This is a genomic window from Mycobacterium sp. ENV421, assembly GCF_002887815.1.
Taxonomy (GTDB): domain Bacteria; phylum Actinomycetota; class Actinomycetes; order Mycobacteriales; family Mycobacteriaceae; genus Mycobacterium.
The window spans coordinates 1-18,878 of record NZ_PDHO01000051.1; the positions used below are offsets into that span (position 1 = coordinate 1).

The following is an 18,878-nucleotide window of genomic DNA, read 5'->3' on the forward strand; positions in this document are numbered from 1 at the left end:
CACCGGCCAGTCAGGCCGCGTGACCGAAACTGTCACCTGATCGTGCAGCAGACCCAACATTCGCTAATTCCGCATGGTTGTCTCAACCTGTCTCACCACCAAAACCGTTGTCTACCTGCACTTGTCTCAAGTGTCTCACCCTGTCTCACCCCGCTGTCTCACGTGTCTCACCCATCCGGCCCTTTAGGGCCGGTGGGCAGTGAGACGAACTGGCGGGAATGTGGTTGTGAGATTGAGCCATCTGGCCAACCGACCAATGGGACGCCAACGTTGATCGCGCGTAGTTTCGAACTCATGCGCACGACACCCGTCCTCCATGGTTCGCCGCTATGGCCGAAACGTTCATCGGTTGACGTGCTCGCGGTGATGGCGTCAACGTCATCGTTTCCTGGTTCGGCGTGCAAAGGCCGACACGACGTGTTTGACGCGGCAGTGGGCAACACGGACGCCGTCGATGAGGCGGTGAAGATCTGCACTCAGTGCCCAGCTCTGGCGGCGTGCAGTACATGGGCCGCATCGCTGACCCCACGAGAGCGCGCCGCCCTGGGGGTGGTCGGCGGTATCGCGCCCATCCGGCCAAACAAAGCGATTCTGACCGGCTCAGCGGGTCACAGAGAGCCGAAACCACCCCGGCATGGGGAATCACCTCAGACGGCGCGGAAGCAGGCCCAGAGGACGCGAATTGAGGCTAAGCGCGCAGCTCGTCGGGCCGCCCGGTTGGCGGCATCGAAGCGGGCATCGTGATGCCTTGGTCTGTAGCTTGTTTCGCGTTGATGCACTGCGGCTATGACGACCCGCCTGCCGAACGGCACCGCTTGGGACAGGTTCCCGCCGCCAGGTCGAGTCCCGTGTTGCCAGTCAATCCCGTTGGACTGCAATAGAGTTCACGGGCCGTCCTGCCCTCAGCAAACGGGGTGTCGTGGCCAGCAAACCCAAGTAGATGTAACCGCCCCTCCGGGCTGGCGGAACGCATGCTGGGTTCATGATGAAAACGCTCTGACCTGCATGAATAGTGATCGCTGTGACCGCATCACTGCAGCTAGAGGCTGTTTTTTTAGTTGCCACCCACGCCGACTGTCAGGCAGTCCCGTCTAGCTCGCACTAATCGCGGCGTGGCACTGTCCCTCAATTATCCTGTGACCACCTCTGCACGTCGGTTGCGGCCAGCTAGCTGCAGCAAACGTACCGCTCCACGTCCCGGCGCGCCGAAACACACTGCGGCACACCACGGCACACCACGGCACACCAGGGCAGACCACGGCACACGTGAGGAACAACATTCTGACACAACATGATTCGCGGGCTAGCATGGATGGATCATGGCTGTCAACGACGGAGACCACAAGTGCGGCATCGCAGCCTACAAACGCGGTAGCCGTGATGCTGGCTGCCGTGCAGCCAATGCCGCTGCTCGTCGTCGGCAACGGAACGCCAAGCCCGACGCCCCTCGGGATTCGCACGCCGCGAAGCCAAAGCCGAATGCACCGACGAATGTCGTTGCATTGCCGACGACTCACCAGCCCGACCCGTCACCGGAGATGGGGCTGAACGAGCGCGATATCCGCGCCGAAATCGAGATGGCACCAAAAGCAAAGGATCACCCTGGCGTGGTCAGAATGGCGATCACGCTAGCGCAGGAGATGGACAAACCCGAGATGTCGAACGCGAGGATTGCGCTCAGTAAGCAGATCCAAGGTCTCCTCAAAGAATTGGATGGCCCAAAGAAGAAGAGTGGTGGCCGGATGGCAACAATCTCGGCCATGTCGGGCCACCGGAAGGCAGCACAGTGAACAGAGAAGATGTCGAACGCGCCTTGCAACTGGCGCTGGCGACGATGACTGCCAGTGAGACGCCGGAGTGGTTGCGCGACATGGCTGAGGACGAATACTGGACCCTTGCAATGCATTTGCAGGTCGATCCTGAACTTTCTAGTACAGGCGAATTCGAGAGTGGTCTGTGGTGCACGTATGGCGGCGAGTACGGGGGTGCGACGAACGAATTGCTTGATCAACTACCGGACGAGATCAAGTCGGCTCAGCGCCGCGATGTGCTGTGCGCGCTGGCGCTCGCGAAAGGCGCTGATAAGCACGGGTATTCAGTCGACGCAAGACTGGAGTATGTATTCGGTCTGCATCGGACGCTTCAACGACTCCTAACGTCTGCCGCGAGCACTGAGTCATTTGACTCGTTGAGCGACGAAAGCTATTTCCTGCTTGCACATTTTGCGAAGATTGCTCCGCTGCCAGACGACGGCGATGACGATGACGAGTATGACGACGAAGAACACTACGAAAGGTCGACCAATGGCATTGACTAACAGCAGCATCAGCGTCAACACCGCTGCAGCACAGCAGAGTTCCCCTCCAGGCGTCACGCGCCAGGAACGGCTTGGCAACATTGCTGCCGAGGCTACGACCGCTGCGCCTACCAGCAGTGAGGCATCCTATACCGATGGCGCGTTCACGTTGGGTCAGCCGGCAAAGCTGGGTGGCGTGAAAGACGTTGGCAGTTCACCAGTCCCGCCGCGCGGTGCCGCGTAATCGATGCTGGCCAGGGAGAGGCGAGACTAATGAGCGAGAAATACCTAACGATGCGATCCGGCGTCGGCGGCATGTTCCACGGCATCGAAGGTGGCGTGAAAGCAGGCCAAACGCTGGTGATCGATGACCATCTTGGCCTACGCGAGCAGGCCGACCATTACGCGGCAACCGGGCTGGCCAATTACGGCGAGACTGTCACAGGTCCAGCCTTCGTAGCCGACGAGGAATTGAGTCGAAAGGTCGCACGCGAGGACCGCGCAAAGTGGGAGCGGGAACATCCCGAGTGCGCACCCCGGCCCGGTTCGGAACCGATCTTCACGCCTCGCCAGCAAGTCGCCAATAACGGTTGGGTGTGAGCACCATGACGTGGACAATGGACACGGGCGGCGCGATGCTTACCGCCGACGAGGCCAAAGCCTGGCTCCGGTCCGTCCTCGCTGACCGTGGCCTGGTCGGCATCCACTGGGACCGCCTGGTGGCTATCGACAAGGGGCTCGGCCTGCACCCACCACTGATCTGGGCCGCGTCACTCATACACCGCGACGGCATCATGGCTGAGCCGGATCTGTGGGCCTCGCTACACGACGGACTGCGCACCCAAATGATCGTGCTCAGCGACGACGAACTGGCCGGGGTTGTCGGCATGATTATCGACAACGCCGTTGCCTGCTACGGGCAGCCCGCGCCGGATGATGACGACGGTGGTGTCTGGTCGGTGTGGTCTCGGGACCTCGGACGATTCCTCACCAAAGCTGAAGCGGTGCTGCATATTGCCAGACTCGTAACTTCGGGCGATCATCAGCCCATTCTCGACCGACTGGCAAGGTGGGACGACTCGTTCAAAACCATGCTGGCGGCGATCCCGCTCGAATCCGAAACGGCGACAGCTGACCTGGTTCTCGCGACCGTTAAGGGCGTCGTGGTACGGGGCTATTCCGAAACAGCGCAACGAGGGGGTGAGTGGAGTCATGAAGGGTCCAGCTAGGCCGACTGAACGGCTCTACACCGCAGCCTTTCAGAGCGGGTTACATGTCGAGACACGCAGCCTCGGCGGTGGTCATCACTCGCGTGTAATAGGCGGATACGCAGCAGTGTTCAACAAGCGATCACACCCCATGGGCGGTATGAGAGAAGTTGTGGAGCCGTCGTTCCTGAGCAAGTCGCAGGGTGATGGATGGCCGATGGTTGTCGCACGCTACGAGCATGACCCAAAGATGTTGTTGGGCAGCACCGCTGGTGGCACGTTGCAATTGACGGTGGACAACGTCGGCCTTGACTATTCGGTTCAGATTCCAGAAAGCCGTAGTGATGTATGGGAACTGGCTGAGCGCGGCGATCTTCCTGGGTCCTCGTTCAGCTTCCAGACTTACCAGGACGAGTGGCGTTTGGGAGGTGGCGGCATTGCCGAGCGTCACTTGGTGGCGGGTCGTCTGATCGACGTTGCGCCGGTCGCAGTACCGGCGTATCCCGACGCGACTTTGGAAGTGTCGTACCGGTCTCTAGCGGCGTTTGTGGACGCCGACGTTGATGATGTGGTAGCCCTGGCAGCGCAGGGCGAGTTGCGTTCGCTGCTCGCCCGCACCGACCTCTCGGTCACAGCGCCACCCACCGTGTTGCCGGGTGTCGTGCAACGCAGTGATGACTCTGGACAGCGAGAGCTTGAATTGCGCCGGAAGCTTCTCGATGAGCGGGCCGCGAGGATCGGTTTCGACGCGTCTTCAGCTGATCCAGATGTGCGGCTGTTGGCCTGGTACCGCCGCAAGCACCAGGCGTACGAGCCGGTATCAGAACGTCGCCCGCTGTGGCATAGCCCCGTTCTTCACCAGTAGGTCTAAGCGCGCTAGATGCGCGCACCCGTCACAGGGCAAGCACACTTCGACTTCCGAGAGCGGGACCAATGATCCCGACCCACCGCCGAATGTCGCTCAGCATGCCCGCTGGGCACAACGGTGGGTGTCTAGCTGTGTCCAGAGGCCGATTCTCCTCCCCTGGGCACCCTGAGCACACCGGGCCCGGCAGCGGGCTGGCCGCGAACCGTCATTGCCTCGCGGCCGTCCGTCGTGGGTTGGTCTTCCCCACGCGGACCCGGTTACGAGACCGCTCGCGGACAGCGGGGCTAACCGGGGACCACACCGGCCACAGGAAACTTGAAGCTCTCGGCGGCTCTCAGCGGCCTAGAATGCCCACCATGGACGCCGCCGAGGACCGGCCCAAGCGCCAACCGCTGTTCCTGGTCAACACCGAGGGCATGACCAAAGAGCAGATGAAGGCTGCCGCGCGTGAAGCACTGCAGCGGGCGCAGGCCGCAGAGCAAGACACCCGATCCGAATGAGAGGCAACCGCTCAGCGTGGGCAGTGGCGTTCGCCGTCTCCGTCACCGCCGCGCTAACCGCGCCGACCCCGGTCGCCCACGCCCAATGCAGCGACGATCTGAGTAACGGACCGAGCGGCTACCTCAGCTGGCTATGCAACTACTCCACGGTTTACAGCCAGCACTCGGACGCCGAATGGCTAGACCTTGGTCACGAGGTGTGTCAAGAACTGGCGGGCGGCGCAAAGCAGTCTGATCTCATCGACCGACTGATGAACAACGGGTGGGACATGATGCCCGCAGAAGACTTAGTTGACACGGCTGACGTTTACCTCTGCCCTCGGGACGACCTCGGATACCGCAAAGGGTTCTGACAGACGACACCTGACCTACCCCCAATCTAGTGTGCTCAACGGTGGTGAGGATGGTCGGTGTCATCGAAATATTCTGGGCAACAAATCAGTTCGATACCGACTGCGATGGATGCCGTAGACAGCATCGGCAATTTCGGGTCGACGGTCATGGTGGGCGAGGTACTCCCTGTCGGGTCTACGGATGGCTGTTGAACACGTGTGAGATCTCTTGGCGCTTCTGGTCAAGTTGGTGCTCCATGTAGAAGCCACTGAATATCGAGATCGCGAGACATATCGACGCAGCGACACGAATTCCGTTGGCAGCGCCAAGGAAATATGCGAGTGCGGTGCCCACTCCGGTTAGTGCTACTCCGATCCAAATTGTTGACGAGCCGCTCATCAGAGTTGTCGACGTGAACGTTGACAGGAACAAGCCAATGCCGACCAGTATTGCGACCCCGAAGTTGATCGCCGTCTGCTTGCTCTGGTCAGCGGAGGTTTGGGTTTGGGGCGTGGCAGTCGTGGGCTTCGTCGATGGCGTTGCTTGTGTGGCACCTCGCCGCTGGAGCTTCTGGCCGCACTGCTTGCACTCGAAGATGGCAATGCTTGTCGGAACTGATTGCGCATGTCCGCATTTGAAACATTTTACTTTCGCGACTGTGCTGCTTGGCGATGCCTTGCTTTCCGCTGGCTGCGGTGGCGGCGCGGTATGCCAAGCGCGGCCATCCCAATAGAGTTGTTCCGCAGGGTCATTCGGGTTGGGGTACCAGCCTGGCGGTAGCGGTGTAGGTGTGTCAGTCAACTTAACCTCGTTTCCGGCGATGAACAGCGAACCAGGGGCGCTGCCCTCAGCAGCCGTAGCTTGTGGGGCCGCGTTGGAATTCGACCAGCCCGTCGCTGACATTGGCGTGAAACCACTGCCCGCCGCTGCTCCACACCCAATCGACCTGACCTTCGGGCGGCGGCGATTGATCTGTGCACCAAGCGATCCCGTGGAACGACTTACCGATGGGCAGCCGCCTTTTGAGCCACTCAACCATGTCCGGTTGCGAGACATCGTAGTTCCAAATTTCACTTTGAGCCTTGACCATGACCGGGTTGGACGGGCTGAGCCACGAACCAGGAGGCATGTCGATCTCAGCCTTATCCGAATGCGGTAGCGGTCCAGCGTTGTTGCCATCTGTCGGGCGTGGGCCGGGTGGCGGCTCAGGATTAATGGAGGCCGGCATTGGTGCCGTGCATCCGGTGCGTGCGTTGCCGTCCGGTATTGCTTCCCAACGGAATTCGACTTCAGTCGTCTTCTGCTTGTTGGTCACCGAACCGGGTGGCGTCACGAAAATGCTGATGGAATCGGTATCTGTCGCCCAATTGAAGCCGGTGATCACATCGGATAGCTTGCCGTTGGGGATGTTGCAGACGGGCAGGCCATGGAACGGTTTGTCGGCGGCAAGCTGGCCGTTCAACATGGCGACTACCTGTTCGTACGGTGCGTCAACCCACCACGTCTCATCCCCGGCTTCGTTATGCGGTGCCTCTGTCGCACCGTCGGGTAGAGCTATCTCGGGAAACACCTTGGATCGTGGCCCCGCCGTCAGGCTGCTCTTGGCTGGGCCGCTTCTATCACCAACTGGCGGCGGTGTGCTGCTTGGGCCTGCGCAGGACGGTAGGCAGGCCAGTGCAAACGCCATCGTCGCCAGCGCCCCATTGACCCTCCCCACAAGGGTTCAGTCTGCCGCATCAAGCGCATGGGCGGTATGAAAATGGGGTCAAGGCTTTCCCAAGCCCTGTGTGCTATCCGAACGGCAGTTCACCGCACTCGTCGCCTTCGTCGGTCAGGCCGATCCCGTGTTCACAGAAGACGTCGGCTTTTCAGCGGGAAGACCGCATCGCTCGAATCAGCAATCAAACCCGTGCTGATTCGATGTAAGCGGCTCTGCACCACAACGGTTTCTCGCGATCTCATCCATACCAGTGCCTCGTCGAGCCGTGCGGCGGAGACGTTGACGTTGACGTGGGCTACACGCCCCGCTCGAACGGCCTGCACGGTGACAACTCCTGTTTCTGTGTCCGTGTGTCGTTCAACTCGGATGATCGGGCCGCTCAATTCCTCAGTTATTCGTTGGGCTGGTGGCGCTTTGAGCCTTTGCGCTATCACGCTGACACGCTCTCGCGCTGCGGAGGGAACCGTCACTTGGGATGGGCTGCTCGGAGCTGGACCGCCGCTCGGGGCCCATTCGAAGCTTGCGCTGAACTCCGATACCGATTCCTCGTCTAAGACCCGGTGCAGAGCACTCGCGAACTGGTGGCTGACTCCTGCTCGAACCAAATCTAGGACGCCATCGGTCGTCGGTTCTTTCTCGGGCTGAATAGCGACCTCGTCTATCGCGGCCAGCGATTCGGCAAAGGTCCGCATCACACGACGCTGTTCAGACTCGGGAGCCTCGGTCTCGAAACCATCGAACGTCGGCTCTGCGCTCTCCGGATTCAGCTTCGGTTCGGGTATCGGCAGGTATATCGGGATGACGAAAGAGCCCCGCTTTGAGTGGGCCATTCGGGCCAGTTCGATTATCTCGTCGCCTGCCGGTCGATACTTACGTATATAGGCTCGCGGTCCGAGTGACGTTGTGGCTGAGGATCGCAACATCGTCCATCCTTCGCGGACGAGGGTCACGCCCGCATTGAAGGGAATCGTGTCAGTGATCACGATGTCGTTGGCAGCTCGGAGATTAGCGATGTCGACGAGACGCCCATTCAACCGAGCGAGGACATCGTCTATCGTGGCCCCTTCAACGAGTGCTAGTCGCTCAACGAGACGCTGCCAGTCGAGTCCACCTTCAGTGAGGTCATCGGGAACGGGGAGCAGGAACTCTGATTGAGGGTGACGCCAGAGACCACCAGTCTTGCCGCGTGTGGCTGGCTCTATCCAGCCAGTTGCCCTGAGGTAGCGCACAAGTCGGTCATGAGGGCTTGGCGGAACGGATATCATGCGCCCGCCGCCTCTCCAAAATCGCCAAATTCATCAGCCCACTTGTCGAACGTCGAAGCCGTGAGCCGGTTGCTAGACGGGAGTTTTACAGTAGGGGCCGACAAATTGTTGACCCGTAGCCAAAGAGCCCTGGCATGGAGGACGGTACTGAGGTCCTCATGTTGGAGCCAGTCGGGCGGAGGTGTCTTCTCCAACCGTACGTAGACGAGAAAGACTGGCGTTTGTGTGTTCGCCCACTTGGCGCGCCACTCCGGGGTGGTCGATACCGAGATACTGCCGTCCTGGTTCGGCGTCGCGGTGCCGGTTTTGACCTGAACAGTTACCGTGCCGACGGGGAACACTGCAGCGATGTCAACTGCGAGGTAGTCTTCGCCGCCCGGGATCTCATTGTGTATGACTCCTGCCTGGGCTAGGAGCGACCGTACGTACATGACGCCTAGCCGCCCGATCCTGTCTTCGCTCCCGATAGAGCCCGCCCCCACCACGGTCTAGACATTAACGTTAACTTAAAAGTTTCTGCCGACCATCTGACGTTTTCATTTTGAGAGTCGGCAGACACGTCCCAATCTGTTTCATGCATGTCAGCGTCGGTAATGACACAGCCATTTGAAATTGGAGGCGCGGTCACACCATGTGCGCCCGTGCGGGTATATCTCACTACCTCTACTGTGCCCTGCGGCAGACACATGAGTCAGAGGCCGACGACGACGGCACCTAACCCACCAATCAAGGTCAGTTGCCGTCGGCTAGTGAGAGATCAGCTCACGCCGATCAATTGCTCCCCGCTCTCAGCATCGTCGGTGATCGTCAGCGAGAGACCACGGGAGGCAGCGAGGCGTGCAACGTCTGCCAGCACTTCGCGAAATTCTCCGACTGTGATGGGGGTGCCGTCGGCGTTGAACCCACAGACAGTGGAATCGGAAGTCAACGGATGGAAGGGGTCAACGAAATCGGACATGATCAGGTTCTCCATGGTGGTTTGTCGTCAACACCCGGTTTGGGTGCTGGCGTGGAGACCTCCCACGCGGCGGCAATTGATGATGCTATGCGATTGAAACACATTGCGCTACAACCATTTATGTCCTGATTTTGGACATCCCGAAGCCGATTCCAAACACCATCTCGCGCGCATCAGGTGTTTTCATGCGGGTGTGTACCGAATTCGGTACAGGGTGTCGTTAAAGCGAACACAACAGCGCCGGTGGGCTGGCTCCTATGCGGGCGCAAACCATTCGTTGCGGCCCACGCACAAGTCGGCGTGAGTGTCGGCGGCGGCGTAGTCCCGAACCGCTCGGACCCGGCAGTGCCAGATATGCCCCTTCATCAGGTACGCGTTGTGGAACCAAAGGCCCCACCCCTCAGCATGGTGTTGGGTTTCGAAGTTGCCGACGCGGATCAACGTCGTGTCGTCCATGACGATCTCCAGCGCGTAGAGCCGTGGCTTGACGCCACCCGGTTGCAGCGGCAGGAATTCGATCCCGCCCGCGCCGCCACGCGGCACCAGGCAGGGCTCGGGTGTGCCCACCCAGTCACACAATTGGCAGACGAAAGTCTCCATGGGCCGCACGCTACGCCGCGCCACCGACAGGATTGGTCCGGTCGGCGTCCCAACTGAGTCAAATGACTCAGTGCCGTCGTTCACCATGTTGTGAGGCGAGTAGTTCTTTCACTCCGTGGGCCGTCGTCGGGGGGCGTCACCGTGTAGCCGAGCGATTCCAGTTCAGCCACAGCACATTCCGGCGAATCGCGTACAACGGCGCGAGTTTGAATGCGTCGCCATCTGGCGCGCCCGTCGCGGACGGATTGTTTCCATCCCTCTTGGCCCTCAAAACCGCAGTCTCGGATCAGGAACTCGACAACGTCTTCCAGGCACGGGCGGAATCTCTCGCCGCCTATCGGAATGTGAAGGGATTCAATGCTGTGGGGTGTGGGATGGTCGAGCCGAGACAGGATGTGTGAGAGCGCGCCCCGGTGCGCCGTGACCTGCACATGAGAGCGCGGCTTGCTTTTGGCGTCGCGGTCGTAGTCCCAGCGGATGATCGGCGTTCTGTCGACCTTGGCCTTAAGTACGAAGGACGAGTGTTCGACGGCGATGTGCGTCCCATACGAGTCAACGCACAGCATGTAGTTCACCGTGAGGACCGCCAATGGGTCATCACCATCACGATCTCCACCTGGGCCACCGGACAACGGCACCGTCATTTCCACAACAGACCTGAGACGGTCCGCTGACGCCATCGCGACTCCGAGTGTCCATCCTCCGATGACTAGGCAGTGCGCGGCGCTGACAATGTCGCGGACAAACGCGTCGACTTCATCGTTGAACCCGTCATGCGTCAGTGCCATTACGTACTAGGCGCGGGTCTCTCCCAGTAGGAACGCGATCGATTCAAGCTGTTCCCACGCCTCGTGTTCCTCCCCGACGAGAGCGTAGCTCTTCGCGCGGGAGCGGAGTTCGTCAATCGTGAGACCCAGCTTGTCGAGGATCGCGCGGCGTCGTGCTCGTAGTTCGTCGTCGGACAGGGTTGCGGTGTTTGTCATCTGACTTCTCCACCCGTCAGCCGGGACACGGTTCCACCAGTCTTGCATTCGGTGTGGCGTGCGCGTCGGACATTGGTCGTCATGTCGTCCATGATGCACACGGGTACCGACAAGTCGCAGCGTGGCAATTGGCCCTGCCCGTGCTGTGAGCACATCGTGAGCACATTTTCCCGACAGTTACGGGTAACTCTTGTGATGTCACGCGACCGAAAACGCCAGTTCAGAGGCGCTTTAGTCGCCTGACCTGGATAGCTGAATAGGGTTCAAATCCCTCCGCCACCGCCATATTTACCGGCCACTATCCGCAGGTAAACTGCCCTAACCGGGCACTTTGCGAAACTGCTGGACCTGCTTTGGACGCCGTTTGGACACACTCTTCCGGCGGGCCGTGTCCAGTGCGGCGCTGACGGCGTCGAGATCGGTGTCGAACAGGTCCGCATAGGTCCGTAAAGTTACTTGCGGATTTTCGTGCCCCAGCATCCGGCTGACGGCCAGTACGTTGGCCCCGGCGCTGATGGCCAAGCTCGCGGCGGTGTGCCTCAAGCCGTGCGGCGTGATCCTCTGAACCTTCGCCCGCTTCACCGCGCCAGCGAACCACCCGTCATGGGACTTGGGCCGTGGTAGGTAGTTCGCGCCGTCGCCGAAAATGAGATCGTTGGGCCCGCGGCCGTGGATCTGCTTCTTGATCTCAGTCAGAACAAACCGGGGGAGCGGCACCTCTCGCGGTTCGTCGTCTTTCGGATCTCCAACCGCATGGTCGACGCCGAGCTGCACGGCGTTGTCGATCACCAGAAGACGCCGGCGGATCTCGTCGACGTGGCGGACTCGGAGCGCGACCGCTTCTCCCCACCGAATACCTGTGTAGGCCAGGACCAGAACCAGTGTCCGGTTGTCGCCAGATTCGGCTGCCAGCCGGTCGACGTCATCGTGATCGAGGTAGACGTTCTTCCGCTTCGGCTTTGTCGGCTTCTCCCGCCGCTTCGGGTCCAAACCACGGGCCGGGTTCTTCACAATTCCGCTACCGACCGCGTCGTCGAGGATGCCCGCCAGAACGCCGAGTGCCCGCAGCACGGTCGTGGCAGAACACCCCTTGCCCGTCATCGCCGCCGACCAGTTCTTCACCCCGGTCGCCTTGACCCTGTTGATCGGTACGCCCGCCCACACCGGGGAGACATGCACACGCCAAGCCGATTCCAGCATCCGACTGTGCGATGGCTCGGTGGTCGCCTTCTTGCGTTCCAACCACGGCTGCGCCAGATCGCCCACCTTGACGCGGCCCTTCGACGGCGGGATATACGCCCCGGAGTTGATCGCCACCTTGTTGTTGGCGTCCCAGTCTTCGGCTGCCCGCTTGGTCGTGAATCCCCTTTTGCGGCTGGTGTTTCCGTTGGGCTGACGGTAGCGGACCTCCCACCGTTCACCGGTCGCGGTCTGATACCGCTTAATCGTCGCCATTAGGCGACCCCGTCTCAGTCACTTGCACGTCAACTGCCCACGTCGGCTGCGATCTGGGCACGAACTCCTGTGCACTACAGGTATCGGGGAGCGGATAGGTACCACGCAACCATTTCCAGAGGATTAGCGCCGCGGTCGTCCCGCCTGCGGGCGACGATACTTTTTCGGTACGGGACCCACTCGGCGGCATTAGTAGCGTTAGCGGCGAAACATCAAGTGCCACAGCTAAAGCCACCAGATCGTCTGCATCGACCCGCCGTTCGTAACTCTCGATCTTGCGTAGTCCCAGTGTTGGGATGGGCCGGCCGAGTTTCTCCAGGATGGCCGCCAGCTTGACGTACTGCATCTCCCCGCGAAGCCGTTTGATGTTGTCTGCGACCGCTCGGCCCGTGGGCCCGAGTGGGTTCTTCTTCTGTGGTTCTGTCACGCGCCCAGAGTAAGCGATGAAAATCATCTCTACAACGCTGGACTTGACAGGCCCACAGATCATCATGCAAGATTACTGGCGTAGCGATGGAAATCATCGCTACAGCGATTGAAATACAACCACCCCAGCCAGGAGGTGAAATGACAACCCCATATATCGACACCCTGACCTCCAAGCAAGTCGCGGCGATCCTGCACACGTCAGAAGCCGGGCTCGCGCAAATGCGTTACCGCGGAGTCGGACCCAAATTCGTGAAAGCAGGTCTCCGCAAGGTGATCTACACCCGCCAGAGCATCGAGGACTTCCTCGCGGCGAACACGTGCCAGCGCACCGACGATCCACGAGGTGCTGCCTGATGGGACCGCACCAGAAGTGGCGCCACGCCGAAATGGAGAGGTTGCTCAAAGAAAACCGCGGCAGAATCGTCGCCCGCATTGGCGACAAAATTCACGTCCGATTTGAAGACGACGACGAACTGTACGTCTTCCTTGATGTCGGCGGTGCCGCCTGATGCGGGTCTACCCGCAAGAGCTGCACGCCGATCTTGGTGTCGTGGATGACGACGCAACCGAGGATCTACGCCCCACAAAAAATGCCCCCGGCGGTGTTGGAGCACCAGCCGAGGGCGATCAGAACACCCACCACGCAAATGAGAGGAAGTCCTAGTTCATGACTCTAAACCAATGCCAGCACTGCACGGTACCCACCGAGGGTGCCGAGGTCTGCGCCTTCTGCAGTAACTACAAAACACCGCTCTCGGGGACCGCGTTGGCGCTGCTGCGAGACGGGGCCACCCGGAACACCACGGCAGCCATCGAGGACGCCACCGACGCCATCGAGTCGCTACCCACCGACGCGCCCATGTTCGCTGTCGTCGACATCGTGACCGCCCTTAGCCATCTACACCAGGCCGCGAAGCTCATCGCCAGCGCAGCTAACCAACTCGACGCCCAGGCGGTGCCTGCGATGACCGCCGCGCAGGCCGACACCACATTGGCCGACGTGTCCACGGTCGAGATCATCGACGAGCTGCTCACGCGTGGCCTCCAGCTCGACGAAATCCTGCAACGGGTCGGCGTCAACAGCATCGACGACCTCCGCACCCACGCCGACGACGCCACCATTGATCGGTGGGCGGGGCTGACGCGATGACCGATGCGCAGACCGGAGGCCGGCCCTTCGGGGCCGGTTTCCCGGCCGATCTCGTGGAGTGGCGGATCGCCGTGCCCTGCAAGGTCTGTGGCCGTTTCCTGACCGATCCCCGCAGCGTCATGGCTGGCGTCGGCCCTACGTGTGCGGCCCGTGGAGGTCGCCGTGGATAGCCGCCAGATCACCTGGTACGACAACGTATTTCTCTTCCTCGAGCCGTGGCTCGGCGACCCTGTCATCCCCGGCACACCAGCATGGGCACAGCTACCCGATGACCACCCTGACAAGTGGCGTGCGGTGCTATGGGCCTGCGTCTGGTGGTGCCTCGACCAGGACACCCACCAGGACGCAACGGCCGCCGCCAGCCGCGAAATCTCCACCGCTGCAGCGTGGTCGCAGATCGGACGCGACCGAGGCAGCTCATACATCCCCCGACGGAAGGACGTGGCCTAGGTGACGGCCGACGAGAACAACAACGTGGTTCCTATCGGTGCTGCCGACAAGGCGCAGCGCCCCAAGATGCCCACGGCCGAACGGCCGGTGTACCCGAGTCCAGACGCACCGCTCGACGTAGCCCGCGAGCTGTACAACAAGTTCCGCACCCCCGCCGGCCGCACACTGGTCTGCCATCGCGGTGACTGGCTGCGCTGGACCGGACAACAGTGGGGCGACTGGGATTCCGCGCACCTGCGCAGCACCATCTACAAGCGCCTCGGCGATGTCGACTACAAGCGACCCATCCGTAAGGGCGGCGAGATCGTCGACCACGAACTCACCCGGTGGAATCCCAACCGGAACAAGGTCGCCAATGTCTTGGAGGCCCTGGCTGCTGTCGCGCACCTCGACGCCACCATCGACACACCCACCTGGATCGGCGACCACGACATCGACAGCCCGGCCGATCAGATGATCGCCTGCACCAACGGTCTGTTGTCCCTGTCCACCCGCGAGCTGTACCCGCACACCCCGGCGTTCTTCAACACCGTCTCGGTACCGTTCGCCTATCAGGCTGACGCACCTAAACCGGTTGCGTGGCTGCGATTCCTGGCCTCGGTGTGGCCCGAAGACGACGACAGTATCGACCTGCTACAGGAGTGGATCGGCTACATCGTGACCGGCCGCACCGATCAGCAGAAGATCCTGTTGGCGATCGGCCCCACCCGCTGCGGTAAGGGCACCATCACGCGGGTGACGGCCAACCTGATCGGCCGCGGGAACGTCACCGGCCCCACACTGGCCAGCCTCGGCACGAACTTCGGGCTCGCACCACTGATGGGCAAGCCACTGGCCGTCATCGCCGACGCCCGCCTCGGCGGCCGTGATGTCCACACCATCGTGGAGCGCCTGTTGTCGATCTCTGGTGAGGACATGCTGACCGTGGACCGCAAGTTCCGCGATCCGTGGTCGGGCAAGCTGCCCACCCGGCTGATGATCCTGTCCAACGAGATCCCTCGATTCTCCGATGCCTCCGGCGCCGTCGCGAACCGGCTCATGGTGCTGCAGATGCGCAACAGCTTCCTCGGCAAGGAAGACCGCACCCTCGACGCCCGCCTCGCTGCCGAACTCCCTGGCATCCTCAACTGGGCGCTCGAAGGGCTGGACCGCCTCGCCAGCAAAGGCCGATTCACCGTCCCCACATCGTCGGGCGCAGCTACCACGATGCTGATGGACTTGGCGTCACCGACGTCGGCGTTCGTCCGGGACTGCTGCACCCTCGGGCACAACGTCAGCGTCGAACGGGACCGCCTCTACGCCGCCTGGAAACGCTGGTGCGACGACAACGGTCACGAACCCGGATCGCAGGCCACCTTCGGCCGCAACCTCGCCGCCGTGGTACCCGATCTCGGCGCCACGCAGCCTCGCGTCGGGGACAAGCGAATCCGCTATTACACCCACATTGGGATTTCACCTGTGCCACCTGTGCCAGAAAGCAATAACGGCACGTCAAAGGCTCAAACTCCTCATTCCGTGCCTGTTCCAGATCCTGTGCCAGCCGAACATCCAACTCTGCCCGGCACAGGTGCTGGCACAGGCAACGCGACGGAGACCCCGCAGGTCAGCGCATCAGGCACAGGTGGCACAGGCAATTCCGCATTCTCGGTCGTACTCAAAGACGGCAAGCGCCGCACCCTGCGATCAGGATCAGCTGCCCGCTGGTTCCACGACCACATCGCCGACCTTCAGACCCACGGCCGAACCGTCGTCCGATCCTCCGAAATCTACAACGCCGGCCAGGCCAAAGACTTCGGTGTGAACAACCTCCGACAGGCCGCCGCCAACCATCCCGACATCACCACCATCGGCCGCGACGGGCGAATCGTCATCTGGGACATCACCTCCGCCCAGCAAACCGAGGATGCCAGCGCGTGAGCATCCTCGACGATCTCCTCGACGCTGTCAGTGCAGCGCCGTGTTTACCCGGCGCCCGCTGCCGTGGGCATCACTCGATCTTTGACCCGGCAGCACAAGGCGAAGATCCCGAAGTTGTCGCGGCCCGTCACGCCCAGGCCATCGGCTTGTGCGGGCGCTGCGAATCACTGGACCGCTGCGAAGCCTGGTTCCTCGGCCTGCCCAAACGGCAACGGCCCCAAGGCGTCATCGCCGGACGACTCCACAACCCCAAAACCGTTGGCCAACCGGCTGACACCAACCGAAGGGAATCACTCGCATGACCGACAACGACACCACCACCGAGACAACCGAAATCGACCTCACCGAGACCGAGGCAATTGAGACGGAACACACGGCGGACGCCCCCGAGGACACCGACCAGCCCGCCGAGGACAAGCCGACCAACAGGGAAGCGAAATACCGGGTCCAGCTCCGCGAGACCGAAGCCCAACGAGACCAGCTCGCCGCCACCGTCGAAGCAATGCAACGCGCCGAAGTAGAACGCCTCGCCGCCGAACACCTCACCAAACCCGCCGCCCTATGGACCGCCGGTGTCGAGCTGACAAGCCTCGTCGGCGACGACGGCACCATCGACCCCGACCTCGTGCTCGCCGCAGCACAGGACGCCCGACAACAACTCGGGTTGGAAAACCCACGGGCAGCGAAGCTCCGCGGCCCAGTCGTGCCGCGCGAGGGCACCTCCGTACAGTCCGGCGGCAATTCCGGATCATGGGCTGACGCGTTCAAGGTGTAGAATCACCTGTGACGCTGATCCTTTGGTGAGCCACCACGATCAACACACGCAGTATCGCCCATGCGGGCAACGGACAACGCGAGCCGCGTACCGAGGACGTAATCCACTCCCGGTGCGCGGCTTTCGCGTTTCCGAACCCGTAAGGAGCACAACATGCCAAACACAATCACCACCCTCAGCAGCGCGGGCGCATGGAGCCCCGTCGTCAACGCTGTCGCACCCAGCGACGCAGTGCCCGATGCTTTGATCTTGGAGACCTCCACCGTCGCAGGGACAGTCGAAGGCGACGCCGTCGCCGTCCACTGCCAGTATGTGGACGACGACACCGCCGGCTTTATCGACGAGGGTGCCACCCTGGACGAGGCAAGCCCGGATCTGTCCCAAGCGGTCGTCTTCACCGGAAAAATCGCCCAACTGCTGCGACTCAGCCGCGAACAATTCAGCCAAGACAACGCGTCAGAGCTGCTGGCCGCCAGCGTCGCCCGTGCAGTCACCAAAGCCGGCAATATCGCCTACGTCAGTCAGGTCGCACCGACACCGCCAGCCGTCACACCGCCTGCTGGCCTGTTGCACATCAGCGGCATCGTCAACGGTGGCGCCATCGCCGAAAGCCTCGACGGCCTGGTGGACCTGCTCGCAGAACTGGCGAGCAACGGCAGCGAACCCAGCCACATCCTCATGTCCCCGACCGCGTGGGCATCCCTTCGGAAGTTCCGCGTCGGCGTCGACTTCAACTCAACACTATTGGGCACCGGCGCATCGGACGCGCAACCCTTCCTGCTCGATCTGCCCGTGCTCGTCAGCCCCGCTGTCCCGACCGGCAGCGGCCTGGTCATCGACAAGACCGCCGTCGTCAGTGCGGTCGGCCCAGTCATGGTCTCGACATCCGAACACGCGTACTTCTCGGCTGATTCAATCGCGGTCAGATGTACATGGCGGATCGGCGCAAATGTGGTGAAGCCAAACAGGATTGGCAAGTTCACCGTCACCGCCGACGACGGGTCGTAAGCCAGCGGCGGGGCGGCGTCAAACCCCGCCCCGCCGCTGCTCGCCCCGACACCTTCCAGGCCGGCGGCTCAATCTCGTCTGAGTCGAAGAAACAATTAAACGATGAGCTCACATGGAAGTGACGACCGATGCCCTTCGCCAGCACCACAATTCGCAACCGTCGACGCGCAGAAGTTCGACGCCGTGATGGCGATGGACCATGCGCACTGCAGCTCACCGCAGACTGCCAAGCGCTCGGTGGACAGATCGACTACGACGCCCGACCACCACACCCACGCAGCTACGAAGTCGACCATGTTGTCAGCTCCGAGGAAGCAGCCCGCTACGGCTGGTCACCAATCGACGCCGACGCATTGGACAACCTCCAACTTTCCTGCCGCCAGTGCAATAGATCCAAGAGCAGCGGCGTCGCCCGGTCGACATCCATTCGCCCGAGCTATATCAACCCGAGATTTAAATGAATAACCCTCTGACCTGCGGATATAGGCACCCTCTCCCCTAAGGGGGGTCTGACTTGCGTCTCAGGTTCCGCCGCGACGTGTGTGACTGATGGGGGATGGGGGCGAAGGCCAGGCGGGCCGGGTGTCAACGCCGTGTTCTTTTGGGCGGCGAAGGATGCGCCAGGACGGGTTGGTAGCCCGAGCGTGTACCTGCACCCGGCCCGCCCCCCGCGTCTCCTCGTCCGCAGTGCGTCCAGCGTGGACACCGTTTGGACACAAAGTTGCGTCAGAATCGGTTAGCCGGTGTCATGTCTTGTTGGCTTAATTGCACGTAAATGGCCATTTCGAGGCCCTGACCTGGTAGCTGAATAGGGTTCAAATCCCTCCGCCACCGCCATAAGCCCCGGACCCCTTGCGGGTTGCGGGGCTTTTGTTCGCCGACGGTGGGGGATCTCGGTGGTAAAAGCGCGGCGGATTCAAGGGGCTAGTGCAACAGCGGGTGGGTCGGACGGTTTGGACAGTA

26 protein-coding genes are annotated in these 18,878 nt (G+C 61.6%); 17 read left to right on the top strand and 9 right to left on the bottom strand.

Going from position 1 to position 18,878, the window contains the following annotated elements; translation table 11 throughout:
• The first annotated feature begins 1,319 nt into the window (after nucleotides 1-1,319).
• The 7 genes from CRM90_RS30375 to CRM90_RS27860 all read left to right on the top strand — a co-directional run bounded on the left by CRM90_RS30375 (nucleotide 1,320) and on the right by CRM90_RS27860 (nucleotide 5,225).
• Nucleotides 1,320-1,790, top strand: coding sequence for a hypothetical protein (locus CRM90_RS30375; RefSeq protein WP_142391473.1), 471 nt, complete (start codon nucleotides 1,320-1,322; stop codon nucleotides 1,788-1,790).
• On the top strand, nucleotides 1,787-2,317 hold the full coding sequence (locus tag CRM90_RS27840; protein WP_102810114.1) for a hypothetical protein: 531 nt from the start codon (nucleotides 1,787-1,789) through the stop codon (nucleotides 2,315-2,317). The genes CRM90_RS30375 and CRM90_RS27840 overlap by 4 nt, the downstream gene beginning before the upstream one ends.
• Nucleotides 2,318-2,569: 252 nt before the next feature.
• Complete coding sequence (locus CRM90_RS27845; protein ID WP_102810115.1) at nucleotides 2,570-2,896, top strand: hypothetical protein; 327 nt, start codon at nucleotides 2,570-2,572, stop codon at nucleotides 2,894-2,896.
• A gap of 17 nt (nucleotides 2,897-2,913) precedes the next feature.
• Nucleotides 2,914-3,525, top strand: coding sequence for a hypothetical protein (locus CRM90_RS27850; RefSeq protein WP_102810116.1), 612 nt, complete (start codon nucleotides 2,914-2,916; stop codon nucleotides 3,523-3,525).
• Complete coding sequence (locus CRM90_RS27855; protein WP_102810117.1) at nucleotides 3,509-4,369, top strand: HK97 family phage prohead protease; 861 nt, start codon at nucleotides 3,509-3,511, stop codon at nucleotides 4,367-4,369. Before CRM90_RS27850 ends, CRM90_RS27855 begins: the two co-directional genes overlap by 17 nt.
• A 359-nt stretch (nucleotides 4,370-4,728) precedes the next feature.
• A complete protein-coding gene (locus CRM90_RS30580) occupies nucleotides 4,729-4,872 on the top strand; it encodes a hypothetical protein (RefSeq protein ID WP_158249077.1) in 144 nt (47 codons plus the stop codon).
• A gap of 23 nt (nucleotides 4,873-4,895) precedes the next feature.
• A complete protein-coding gene (locus tag CRM90_RS27860) occupies nucleotides 4,896-5,225 on the top strand; it encodes a DUF732 domain-containing protein (protein WP_158249078.1) in 330 nt (109 codons plus the stop codon).
• 827 nt (nucleotides 5,226-6,052) lie between these two features.
• Here the strand turns inward: CRM90_RS27860 and CRM90_RS30590 are convergent.
• From CRM90_RS30590 to CRM90_RS31130, 9 genes are all read right to left on the bottom strand, one after another.
• The gene (locus tag CRM90_RS30590; RefSeq protein ID WP_102810119.1) at nucleotides 6,053-6,670 is read right to left on the bottom strand and encodes a hypothetical protein; all 618 of its coding nucleotides are present in this window, start codon (nucleotides 6,668-6,670) and stop codon (nucleotides 6,053-6,055) included.
• A gap of 383 nt (nucleotides 6,671-7,053) precedes the next feature.
• Nucleotides 7,054-7,908: a hypothetical protein gene (locus CRM90_RS30385; RefSeq protein ID WP_142391475.1), complete on the bottom strand. Its 855-nt coding sequence runs from the start codon at nucleotides 7,906-7,908 to the stop codon at nucleotides 7,054-7,056.
• A gap of 278 nt (nucleotides 7,909-8,186) precedes the next feature.
• The gene (locus CRM90_RS27870) at nucleotides 8,187-8,675 is read right to left on the bottom strand and encodes a DUF4365 domain-containing protein (protein ID WP_102810120.1); all 489 of its coding nucleotides are present in this window, start codon (nucleotides 8,673-8,675) and stop codon (nucleotides 8,187-8,189) included.
• A 272-nt stretch (nucleotides 8,676-8,947) separates the two neighbouring features.
• Nucleotides 8,948-9,163 carry a hypothetical protein gene (locus CRM90_RS27875; protein WP_102810121.1) on the bottom strand — a complete coding sequence of 72 codons (216 nt, stop codon included), beginning with the start codon at nucleotides 9,161-9,163 and terminating at the stop codon, nucleotides 8,948-8,950.
• Between the two features lie 240 nt (nucleotides 9,164-9,403).
• Complete coding sequence (locus tag CRM90_RS27880) at nucleotides 9,404-9,748, bottom strand: hypothetical protein (RefSeq protein ID WP_102810122.1); 345 nt, start codon at nucleotides 9,746-9,748, stop codon at nucleotides 9,404-9,406.
• Between the two features lie 80 nt (nucleotides 9,749-9,828).
• The gene (locus CRM90_RS27885) at nucleotides 9,829-10,536 is read right to left on the bottom strand and encodes a hypothetical protein (RefSeq protein ID WP_199190087.1); all 708 of its coding nucleotides are present in this window, start codon (nucleotides 10,534-10,536) and stop codon (nucleotides 9,829-9,831) included.
• Nucleotides 10,537-10,542: 6 nt separating this feature from the next.
• Nucleotides 10,543-10,731, bottom strand: a complete 189-nt coding sequence (locus tag CRM90_RS27890) for a hypothetical protein (RefSeq protein WP_102810123.1) — start codon at nucleotides 10,729-10,731, stop codon at nucleotides 10,543-10,545.
• Between the two features lie 318 nt (nucleotides 10,732-11,049).
• Complete coding sequence (locus CRM90_RS27895; RefSeq protein WP_102810124.1) at nucleotides 11,050-12,186, bottom strand: site-specific integrase; 1,137 nt, start codon at nucleotides 12,184-12,186, stop codon at nucleotides 11,050-11,052.
• Entirely contained in the window at nucleotides 12,173-12,613 is a 441-nt protein-coding gene (locus tag CRM90_RS31130; protein WP_233209554.1) for a helix-turn-helix domain-containing protein, read from the bottom strand. Before CRM90_RS31130 ends, CRM90_RS27895 begins: the two co-directional genes overlap by 14 nt.
• A 140-nt stretch (nucleotides 12,614-12,753) precedes the next feature.
• On the opposite strand from CRM90_RS31130, the gene CRM90_RS27900 reads away from it, so the two are divergent.
• The 10 genes from CRM90_RS27900 to CRM90_RS31500 all read left to right on the top strand — a co-directional run bounded on the left by CRM90_RS27900 (nucleotide 12,754) and on the right by CRM90_RS31500 (nucleotide 18,376).
• Nucleotides 12,754-12,969, top strand: a complete 216-nt coding sequence (locus CRM90_RS27900; protein ID WP_102810125.1) for a helix-turn-helix transcriptional regulator — start codon at nucleotides 12,754-12,756, stop codon at nucleotides 12,967-12,969.
• The gene (locus CRM90_RS30595) at nucleotides 12,969-13,124 is read left to right on the top strand and encodes a hypothetical protein (RefSeq protein ID WP_158249080.1); all 156 of its coding nucleotides are present in this window, start codon (nucleotides 12,969-12,971) and stop codon (nucleotides 13,122-13,124) included. The genes CRM90_RS27900 and CRM90_RS30595 overlap by 1 nt, the downstream gene beginning before the upstream one ends.
• A gap of 158 nt (nucleotides 13,125-13,282) precedes the next feature.
• On the top strand, nucleotides 13,283-13,765 hold the full coding sequence (locus tag CRM90_RS27905; protein ID WP_102810126.1) for a hypothetical protein: 483 nt from the start codon (nucleotides 13,283-13,285) through the stop codon (nucleotides 13,763-13,765).
• Nucleotides 13,762-13,935: a DUF6011 domain-containing protein gene (locus CRM90_RS31495; protein ID WP_353617000.1), complete on the top strand. Its 174-nt coding sequence runs from the start codon at nucleotides 13,762-13,764 to the stop codon at nucleotides 13,933-13,935. The genes CRM90_RS27905 and CRM90_RS31495 overlap by 4 nt, the downstream gene beginning before the upstream one ends.
• Nucleotides 13,928-14,215, top strand: coding sequence for a DUF2742 domain-containing protein (locus CRM90_RS27910; RefSeq protein ID WP_158249081.1), 288 nt, complete (start codon nucleotides 13,928-13,930; stop codon nucleotides 14,213-14,215). Before CRM90_RS31495 ends, CRM90_RS27910 begins: the two co-directional genes overlap by 8 nt.
• Complete coding sequence (locus CRM90_RS27915; RefSeq protein WP_102810128.1) at nucleotides 14,216-16,132, top strand: DNA primase family protein; 1,917 nt, start codon at nucleotides 14,216-14,218, stop codon at nucleotides 16,130-16,132.
• Nucleotides 16,129-16,434 carry a hypothetical protein gene (locus CRM90_RS27920; protein WP_102810129.1) on the top strand — a complete coding sequence of 102 codons (306 nt, stop codon included), beginning with the start codon at nucleotides 16,129-16,131 and terminating at the stop codon, nucleotides 16,432-16,434. The genes CRM90_RS27915 and CRM90_RS27920 overlap by 4 nt, the downstream gene beginning before the upstream one ends.
• A complete protein-coding gene (locus tag CRM90_RS27925) occupies nucleotides 16,431-16,907 on the top strand; it encodes a hypothetical protein (protein WP_102810130.1) in 477 nt (158 codons plus the stop codon). Before CRM90_RS27920 ends, CRM90_RS27925 begins: the two co-directional genes overlap by 4 nt.
• A gap of 153 nt (nucleotides 16,908-17,060) precedes the next feature.
• A complete protein-coding gene (locus CRM90_RS27930) occupies nucleotides 17,061-17,915 on the top strand; it encodes a phage major capsid protein (protein WP_102810131.1) in 855 nt (284 codons plus the stop codon).
• 128 nt (nucleotides 17,916-18,043) lie between these two features.
• Nucleotides 18,044-18,376, top strand: coding sequence for an HNH endonuclease signature motif containing protein (locus CRM90_RS31500; RefSeq protein WP_102810132.1), 333 nt, complete (start codon nucleotides 18,044-18,046; stop codon nucleotides 18,374-18,376).
• Nucleotides 18,377-18,878: the final 502 nt, after the last annotated feature.

Bases quoted from the DNA above. Each gene is read 5' to 3' on its own strand.
- CRM90_RS30375 (WP_142391473.1), top strand. From the start codon at position 1,320: ATGGCTGTCAACGACGGAGACCACAAGTGCGGCATCGCAGCCTACAAA.
- CRM90_RS27845 (WP_102810115.1), top strand. From the start codon at position 2,570: ATGAGCGAGAAATACCTAACGATGCGATCCGGCGTCGGCGGCATGTTC.
- CRM90_RS27850 (WP_102810116.1), top strand. From the start codon at position 2,914: ATGGACACGGGCGGCGCGATGCTTACCGCCGACGAGGCCAAAGCCTGG.
- CRM90_RS27855 (WP_102810117.1), top strand. From the start codon at position 3,509: ATGAAGGGTCCAGCTAGGCCGACTGAACGGCTCTACACCGCAGCCTTT.
- CRM90_RS30580 (WP_158249077.1), top strand. From the start codon at position 4,729: ATGGACGCCGCCGAGGACCGGCCCAAGCGCCAACCGCTGTTCCTGGTC.
- CRM90_RS30590 (WP_102810119.1), bottom strand. From the start codon at position 6,670: ATGTTGAACGGCCAGCTTGCCGCCGACAAACCGTTCCATGGCCTGCCC.
- CRM90_RS27875 (WP_102810121.1), bottom strand. From the start codon at position 9,163: ATGGAGAACCTGATCATGTCCGATTTCGTTGACCCCTTCCATCCGTTG.
- CRM90_RS27880 (WP_102810122.1), bottom strand. From the start codon at position 9,748: ATGGAGACTTTCGTCTGCCAATTGTGTGACTGGGTGGGCACACCCGAG.
- CRM90_RS27885 (WP_199190087.1), bottom strand. From the start codon at position 10,536: ATGGCACTGACGCATGACGGGTTCAACGATGAAGTCGACGCGTTTGTC.
- CRM90_RS27890 (WP_102810123.1), bottom strand. From the start codon at position 10,731: ATGACAAACACCGCAACCCTGTCCGACGACGAACTACGAGCACGACGC.
- CRM90_RS27895 (WP_102810124.1), bottom strand. From the start codon at position 12,186: ATGGCGACGATTAAGCGGTATCAGACCGCGACCGGTGAACGGTGGGAG.
- CRM90_RS27900 (WP_102810125.1), top strand. From the start codon at position 12,754: ATGACAACCCCATATATCGACACCCTGACCTCCAAGCAAGTCGCGGCG.
- CRM90_RS30595 (WP_158249080.1), top strand. From the start codon at position 12,969: ATGGGACCGCACCAGAAGTGGCGCCACGCCGAAATGGAGAGGTTGCTC.
- CRM90_RS27905 (WP_102810126.1), top strand. From the start codon at position 13,283: ATGACTCTAAACCAATGCCAGCACTGCACGGTACCCACCGAGGGTGCC.
- CRM90_RS31495 (WP_353617000.1), top strand. From the start codon at position 13,762: ATGACCGATGCGCAGACCGGAGGCCGGCCCTTCGGGGCCGGTTTCCCG.
- CRM90_RS27925 (WP_102810130.1), top strand. From the start codon at position 16,431: ATGACCGACAACGACACCACCACCGAGACAACCGAAATCGACCTCACC.
- CRM90_RS27930 (WP_102810131.1), top strand. From the start codon at position 17,061: ATGCCAAACACAATCACCACCCTCAGCAGCGCGGGCGCATGGAGCCCC.
- CRM90_RS31500 (WP_102810132.1), top strand. From the start codon at position 18,044: ATGCCCTTCGCCAGCACCACAATTCGCAACCGTCGACGCGCAGAAGTT.